The 6,167-nt window shown below is 70.9% G+C and carries 5 protein-coding genes; 4 read left to right on the top strand and 1 reads right to left on the bottom strand.

The annotated features are described in order from the left end of the window. Positions 1-33: 33 nt before the first annotated feature. Genes ACWGE0_RS27585 through ACWGE0_RS27600 form a run of 4 tightly spaced genes read left to right on the top strand, consistent with a single transcriptional unit; the run spans position 34 to position 4,910 of the window. Positions 34-729, top strand: coding sequence for an iron dependent repressor, metal binding and dimerization domain protein (locus ACWGE0_RS27585; protein ID WP_452263794.1), 696 nt, complete (start codon positions 34-36; stop codon positions 727-729). Continuing rightward, positions 726-1,901, top strand: coding sequence for a galactokinase (galK, locus tag ACWGE0_RS27590; protein ID WP_452263795.1), 1,176 nt, complete (start codon positions 726-728; stop codon positions 1,899-1,901). The genes ACWGE0_RS27585 and galK overlap by 4 nt, the downstream gene beginning before the upstream one ends. A 36-nt stretch (positions 1,902-1,937) precedes the next feature. Continuing rightward, on the top strand, positions 1,938-2,900 hold the full coding sequence (gene galE / locus ACWGE0_RS27595) for a UDP-glucose 4-epimerase GalE (RefSeq protein WP_452263796.1): 963 nt from the start codon (positions 1,938-1,940) through the stop codon (positions 2,898-2,900). A 6-nt stretch (positions 2,901-2,906) separates the two neighbouring features. Continuing rightward, positions 2,907-4,910 carry a prolyl oligopeptidase family serine peptidase gene (locus tag ACWGE0_RS27600; protein WP_452263797.1) on the top strand — a complete coding sequence of 668 codons (2,004 nt, stop codon included), beginning with the start codon at positions 2,907-2,909 and terminating at the stop codon, positions 4,908-4,910. On the opposite strand, the gene ACWGE0_RS27605 is transcribed toward ACWGE0_RS27600, so the two are convergent. Then, the gene (locus tag ACWGE0_RS27605; protein WP_452263798.1) at positions 4,880-5,923 is read right to left on the bottom strand and encodes a DUF4192 domain-containing protein; all 1,044 of its coding nucleotides are present in this window, start codon (positions 5,921-5,923) and stop codon (positions 4,880-4,882) included. The genes ACWGE0_RS27600 and ACWGE0_RS27605 overlap by 31 nt on opposite strands. Positions 5,924-6,167 lie beyond the last annotated feature (244 nt).

The raw sequence follows: 6,167 nt of genomic DNA on the forward strand, positions 1-6,167 counted from the left end.
ACTACCATCGACACCATACGAAGGGGAGCGGGTGTGAACGACCTCATCGACACCACGGAGATGTATCTCCGCACGATCTACGAGCTCGAAGAAGAGGGCGTGGTGCCACTGCGCGCCCGCATCGCCGAGCGCCTCGGCCAAAGTGGACCGACGGTCAGCCAGACCGTGGGCCGCATGGAACGCGACGGCCTGGTGGTCGTGGCGGAGGACCGCCACCTCGAGCTCACCGAGCAGGGCCGCAACCTCGCGATCGCCGTCATGCGCAAGCACCGGCTCGCCGAGCGCCTCCTCGTGGACATCATCGGGCTCGAGTGGGAGCACGTGCACAGCGAGGCATGCCGCTGGGAGCACGTGATGAGCGAGGCGGTCGAACGCAAGCTCATCAAGCTCCTCGGCAACCCCACCACCTCGCCCTACGGCAACCCGATCCCCGGCCTCGACAAGCTGGGCGACGGTGAACCCGCCCCGCCCGCCGAGGCGGACCTGGTGCGCGTGGACGAGGTGGCCCGCCGTGGCGGCGGTCGCGTCGAGGTGCGCCGCATCGCCGAGCACGTCCAGCTCGACCCGGACCTGATGGCCGAGCTGAAGGACGCCGGCGTGGTGCCGGGCGGCACCGTGGAGGTCCAGGCGCTCGGTGGCGCCAAGGTCATCCACGTGCGCGGCAGCAACGGCAACACCGCCGAACTCGACCCCGCGGTCGCCCACGCCGTCATGGTGCTCGCCCGGTGACCCAGACGACCACTCCGGCGGCGAAGGCCGCCGACGCGTTCCAGCAGCTGCACGGACGCGCTCCCGAGGGGGTCTGGTCGGCACCGGGCCGCGTCAACCTCATCGGCGAGCACACCGACTACAACGACGGCTACGTGCTGCCGTTCGCGTTGCCCCACCGCATCGCGGTCGCGGCGTCGCCGCGTGCCGACGGCGTGATGACCGTCAGCACGCTCGGCGACGACGGCGGGGTGCAGGACGCGGACCCGGTCGTGGTGGCCGACCTAGTCCCCGGCACCGTCAAGGGGTGGGCCGCGTACCCCAGTGGCGTCGCCTGGGCCCTGCGCGAGCAGGGGATCCCCGTCAGCGGAGGCGCTGACCTCGTCATCGCGGGCGACGTGCCCGCGGGGGCCGGTCTCTCCTCGTCGCACGCTCTGGAGTGCGCCGTCGCCCTCGCCCTGCTCGGCCTCGCCGGCGTCGACGCCGAGCGGCCGGACATCGCGCGCTGGGTGCAGCGCTCCGAGAACGACTTCGTGGGCGCACCCACCGGCATCCTGGACCAGACGGCATCGCTGTGCTGCGTCGAAGCGCACGCCCTGTTTTACGACGTGCGCTCCGGCAAGCCGGAGCAGGTCGCGTTCGACGCGGCTGCCAGCGGGCTCGAGGTTCTCGTCGTCGACACCCGCGCGAGCCACGCCCTCGTCGACGGGGGCTACGGCGCCCGGCGGGCGGGCTGCGAACGTGCCGCCGGCATCCTCGGCGTCCCGGCGCTGCGCGACGTCGACATCGCGGAACTCGACGAGGCGCTCGTCCGGTTGCCCGAAGAGCTGCGTCCGCTGGTGCGGCACGTCGTGACCGAGAACGACAGGGTCCTGCGCACCGTCGAACTGCTCCGCGCGGGCAAGCTCGCCGACGTCGGCCCCCACCTCTCGGCCTCCCACGCGAGCCTCCGGGACGACTACCGCGTCTCCTGCCTGGAGCTCGACGTCGCCGTCGACTCCGCGATGGCGGCCGGCGCTCTCGGCGCCCGGATGGTCGGCGGCGGTTTCGGCGGTTCGGCCATCGCCCTCGTGCCCGTCGACCGGCATGACGAGGTCGAGCGGTCCGTGCTCGCCGGCTTCGCCTCGCGCTCGCTCACGCGGCCGAGGCTCTTCACGGCGGTTCCGTCCGCGGGTGCGGGCCGGGACCGGTAGCGAACAACGATCTCCATCGGGAATGCGAGGACTGTGGTGAAGCTGCTCGTCACGGGCGGGGCCGGATACGTCGGCAGCGTGTGCGCCGCCAGGCTGCTCGAAGCCGGACACGAGGTGGTCGTCCTCGACGACCTCTCCACCGGCCACGAGGACGCCGTCCCCGCGGGAGCGCGCTTCGTCCGGGGCGACATCGCCGAGGTGATCGGCGACGTCCTCGCGGAAGGGTTCGACGGCGTTCTGCACTTCGCGGCGAAGTCCCTCGTCGGCGAGTCCATGCAGGACCCCGGCAAGTATTGGACGGGCAACGTCCTCACCGCGATTCGCCTGCTCGACGCGATGAAGGAGCACGGCACGCCGAAGCTCGTCTTCTCCTCGACTGCCGCGACGTACGGCGAGCCGCGGGAGGTGCCGATCCCCGAGACCGCGCCCACCGCGCCCACCAACACCTACGGCGCCACCAAGCTGGCCATCGACCACGCGATCACGTCGTACGCCGCCGCGCACGGCCTGGCGGCGACGAGCCTGCGGTACTTCAACGTCGCCGGCGCCTACGGCAGCATCGGCGAGCGGCACGCGACGGAGACGCACCTCATCCCGCTCGTGCTCCAGGTCGCCCTCGGGCAGCGGGAGCACATCTCGATCTACGGCGAGGACTGGCCCACCGAGGACGGCACCTGCGTCCGCGACTACATCCACGTCCTGGACCTCGCCGACGCCCACCTCCTCGCGCTCGAGAACGCCACCGCCGGCGAGCACCGGATCTACAACCTCGGCAACGGCACCGGCTTCTCGGTCAAGCAGGTCATCGACACCTGCCGCGAGGTCACCGGCCACCCGATCCCCGCCGTCGTCGCCCCCAGGCGCGCCGGCGACCCGGCCGTGCTGGTCGCCTCCGCCGAGCGGGCTCGCGCCGACCTCGGCTGGAAGCCCGAGCGCGCCGACATCACCGGCATCGTCCGCGACGCGTGGGAGTTCACCCGCGCCCGGCACGGAGCCTGAGCCGGCATGACCGACTTCGCCTCCTTCGAGAGCTACAACGCCACCCCGCGGCTCGCGTCGCTCGCGCTGTCCCCGGACGGCACCCGGCTCGTCACGGTCGTCTCCTCCCTCGCCCCGGACGGCAAGACCTGGCAGGGCGCTCTCTGGGAGGTCGACCCCACCGGCGAGCGGGAAGCCGTGCGGCTCACCCGCTCCGCCAAGGGCGACTCCTCCCCCGTGTTCGCGCAGGACGGGTCGCTGCTGTTCCTCTCGGCGCGCCCGGACCCGCTCGCGAAGCCAGGCGAGGCAAAGGACAAGAAGGCGCTGTGGCGGCTTCCGGTCCACGGCGAGGCCGGCGAGGTGCTGCGGCCGGGCGGCGGAGTCGGTCAGCTTCGCACCGCGGGCGAGACGGTGGTTTTCACGTCGTCCGCGTACCGCTTCACGGAATTCGGCGACGAGGACGACGCCAAGCGCAAGGCCCGCGAGGACGCCGGAGTGACAGCGATCCTGCACGAGTCGTACCCGATCAGGTACTGGGACGCGGACCTCGGCCCGGCCTACCCGCGTCTGTTCTCGGCTCCCCTCGATGACACCACTGTGGAGGGTGTCGCCACCCTCAGCGAGGATTCCGAAAGCAGGCTGAGCGACGAGGACATCGCGCTCAGCCCAGACGGGAAGTGGGCCGTTCACGGCCACGACGTGGACGTCAGCGCCTCCTACGGTCGCAGGACCGAACTGCGGCTCGTGGCCACCAGCGGCGGCCAGTCGCGGGTCATCGCTTCCGAGGAGGGCTTCTCCTTCTCCGGTGCCGCGTTCATGCCCGACGCCACCGCCGTGATCGCGATCCGGTTCCGGGAATCCACCACGGACTCCCCGCACCGGCGCGACCTGGTGCAAATCGATCTGGCCAGTGGCTCGATCACGCCACTCGCGCCCGATTTCCAGGAGGAGCCGGACCACCCGGTGGTGAGCCCGGACGGGTCGGCGGTCTTCTTCGTCGCCAGCCACCTCGGTCACCAGCCGGTCTGGCGGCTCGACCTGGCGACGGGCGAGGTCACGAAGCTGACGCTCTCGGGTTACTACAGCGACCTGGTCGTGAGCCCGGACAGCAAGACGCTGTACGCACTGCGCAACTCGGTCGACCACCCGCCACAGCCGGTGCGGTTCGCCGTCACCGGAGCCGACCAGGATCCCGAACGGCTGCGCGCGCCCGGCGCGATCGCCACGGTCCCCGGCACTCTCACCGAGATCTCCACGGTCGTCGCCGACGGCAGGACCGTCCGTTCCTGGCTGGTGCTGCCGGAAGGCGCCTCCCCCGAGTCCCCCGCCCCGCTGGTCCTGTGGGTGCACGGCGGTCCGGTCATGAGCTGGAACGGCTGGACCTGGCGCTGGAACCCCTGGCTGATGGCCGCCCGCGGCTACGCCGTCCTGCTGCCCGACCCCGCTCTGTCCACCGGGTACGGACCCGACTTCATCAAGGCAGGCTGGGGTCGCTGGGGCGCCGAGCCCTACACCGACCTCATGGCCATCACGGACGTCGCCGTCGAACGGGCCGACATCGACGCCTCCCGGACCGCCGCGATGGGCGGGTCGTTCGGCGGCTACATGGCCAACTGGATCGCCACTCAGACCGACCGGTTCCGCGCGATCGTCACGCACGCGTCCCTGTGGCACCTCGACGCGTTCTCCGGCGGCACCGACAGCTCCTACTTCTGGATGCGGGAGATGGGCGATCCCCTCACCCAGCCGGAGCGGATCCTGGCCAACTCCCCGCACCTGCGGGTCGCCGACATCAAGACCCCGATGCTCGTCATCCACGGGGACAAGGACTACCGGGTTCCCATCAGCGAGGGGCATCGGCTGTACTTCGACCTCGTCCGCCACGGGGTCAATGCGAAATACCTTTACTTCCCAACCGAAAACCACTGGATTCTCACCCCCGGGAACTCTCGGGTCTGGTACGAGACGGTGTGGGCGTTCCTGGCCGAGCACGTCCTGGATCAGGACTGGGAGCGGCCCGAACTGCTCTGAGAGCCGGCGGCGAGCAACTGACGGGCGTTGTCCAGGTACTTGATGGACAACGCCCTCATCTCGTCCGGCGGAAACGCGGCGCTGAGGGCGGCCCGGAGCAGTTTGCTCAACGCGTGGCCAGGGCAGGCGTCCTCGGCCGCGTCGATCGCGATGGACGCGATCCCGCCGTCACCACGCTGGTAGGCGTAGAAGGCGAGCAGGCACGCGGGTTCCGCACGCTCCGGCGCCGGGCACGTCCTGGTGAGCTCCAGCCACAGCCGCTCGGCCGATCTGGACCTGGGCTGTGCGGCGAAACCCATGCTCGCGTCGCGCACCTCGGGCACCGCCAGCGCCCGCGCCAACGCGACGATCTCGGCGTCCGGCAACGGTCCCTTGCGCTCTTCCACAGCGTCGATCGCGTCCCGCACCCGACGCAGTTCGGCGCTCGGATCAGGCTCGCCGGAGTGGGTGATGAGCTCGTCGAGCAACGCGGATCGGCGTTCGAGCGCCTCGGGTGGGTCCAACGCGGCGATCGCGGCCATGGCCGCGCGCGACTCGAACGTCACGTTGCCTTCGTGGGCCGACGCGGCGGCCAGGGCGGACAGCTGAGGATCCGGCAACGAGCCGTGGCAGTCGATGTCGAGATAGCAGAGCCACGGCGCGTCCTTCTCGCATGACGGCAGCCACACGGCTTCAACGACCTCGATGCCCACACCGCCCAGCCTGTGTCTGAGCGCGGTGATCAACGGTGTGTGCGGCAGTTCCTCGGGCATGTGCTCGGACGGCGCGCACACGACCGCGAGAACCACCTCCGAAGCGCCTTGTTCCAGCAGCGGTGCTTCCAGCTGGGCTGCCAGCGTTCCTCTGTGTCGTGGGCGCGGCAGGTCGACGCGCATGGTCATGCTGATCAGATTGTCTTTCAGCACCAGCACGACGAGCGAGTCGGCCGGGTGGAACCCCATCAGGTGCGGGATCGCGGCGTAGAGATCGCCGGGGCCGCGGACTCGGACGGGTTTCGGGAGGGTTGTGGGCATGGGTCCACAGTGGCGGGTGGGGACGGCCCGGCAACGGGGTCGCGGAGAAGTTGTGGACAACTCAGCGGCTGTGGACAGGTTGAGATCTTGGAGCGCTCGGGAACGGGGTTTTGTCGGGGGTGGGTGCTAGCTTGTCGGGGGGGGGGGGCCCGCCGCCGGGCGGGGCACGCCCGCCCAGACCCGGGACACACCACGCACCGACCAAAACGAGCAAAACACCCCCCCCCCCCCCCGCCCCCCCCCA

The organism is Lentzea sp. NPDC054927 (assembly GCF_053610285.1).

What these genes read in the sequence shown, in the direction of transcription:
- ACWGE0_RS27605 (WP_452263798.1), bottom strand. Translation starts at nt 5,923, where the DNA reads ATGCCCACAACCCTCCCGAAACCCGTCCGAGTCCGCGGCCCCGGCGAT.
- ACWGE0_RS27600 (WP_452263797.1), top strand. Translation starts at nt 2,907, where the DNA reads ATGACCGACTTCGCCTCCTTCGAGAGCTACAACGCCACCCCGCGGCTC.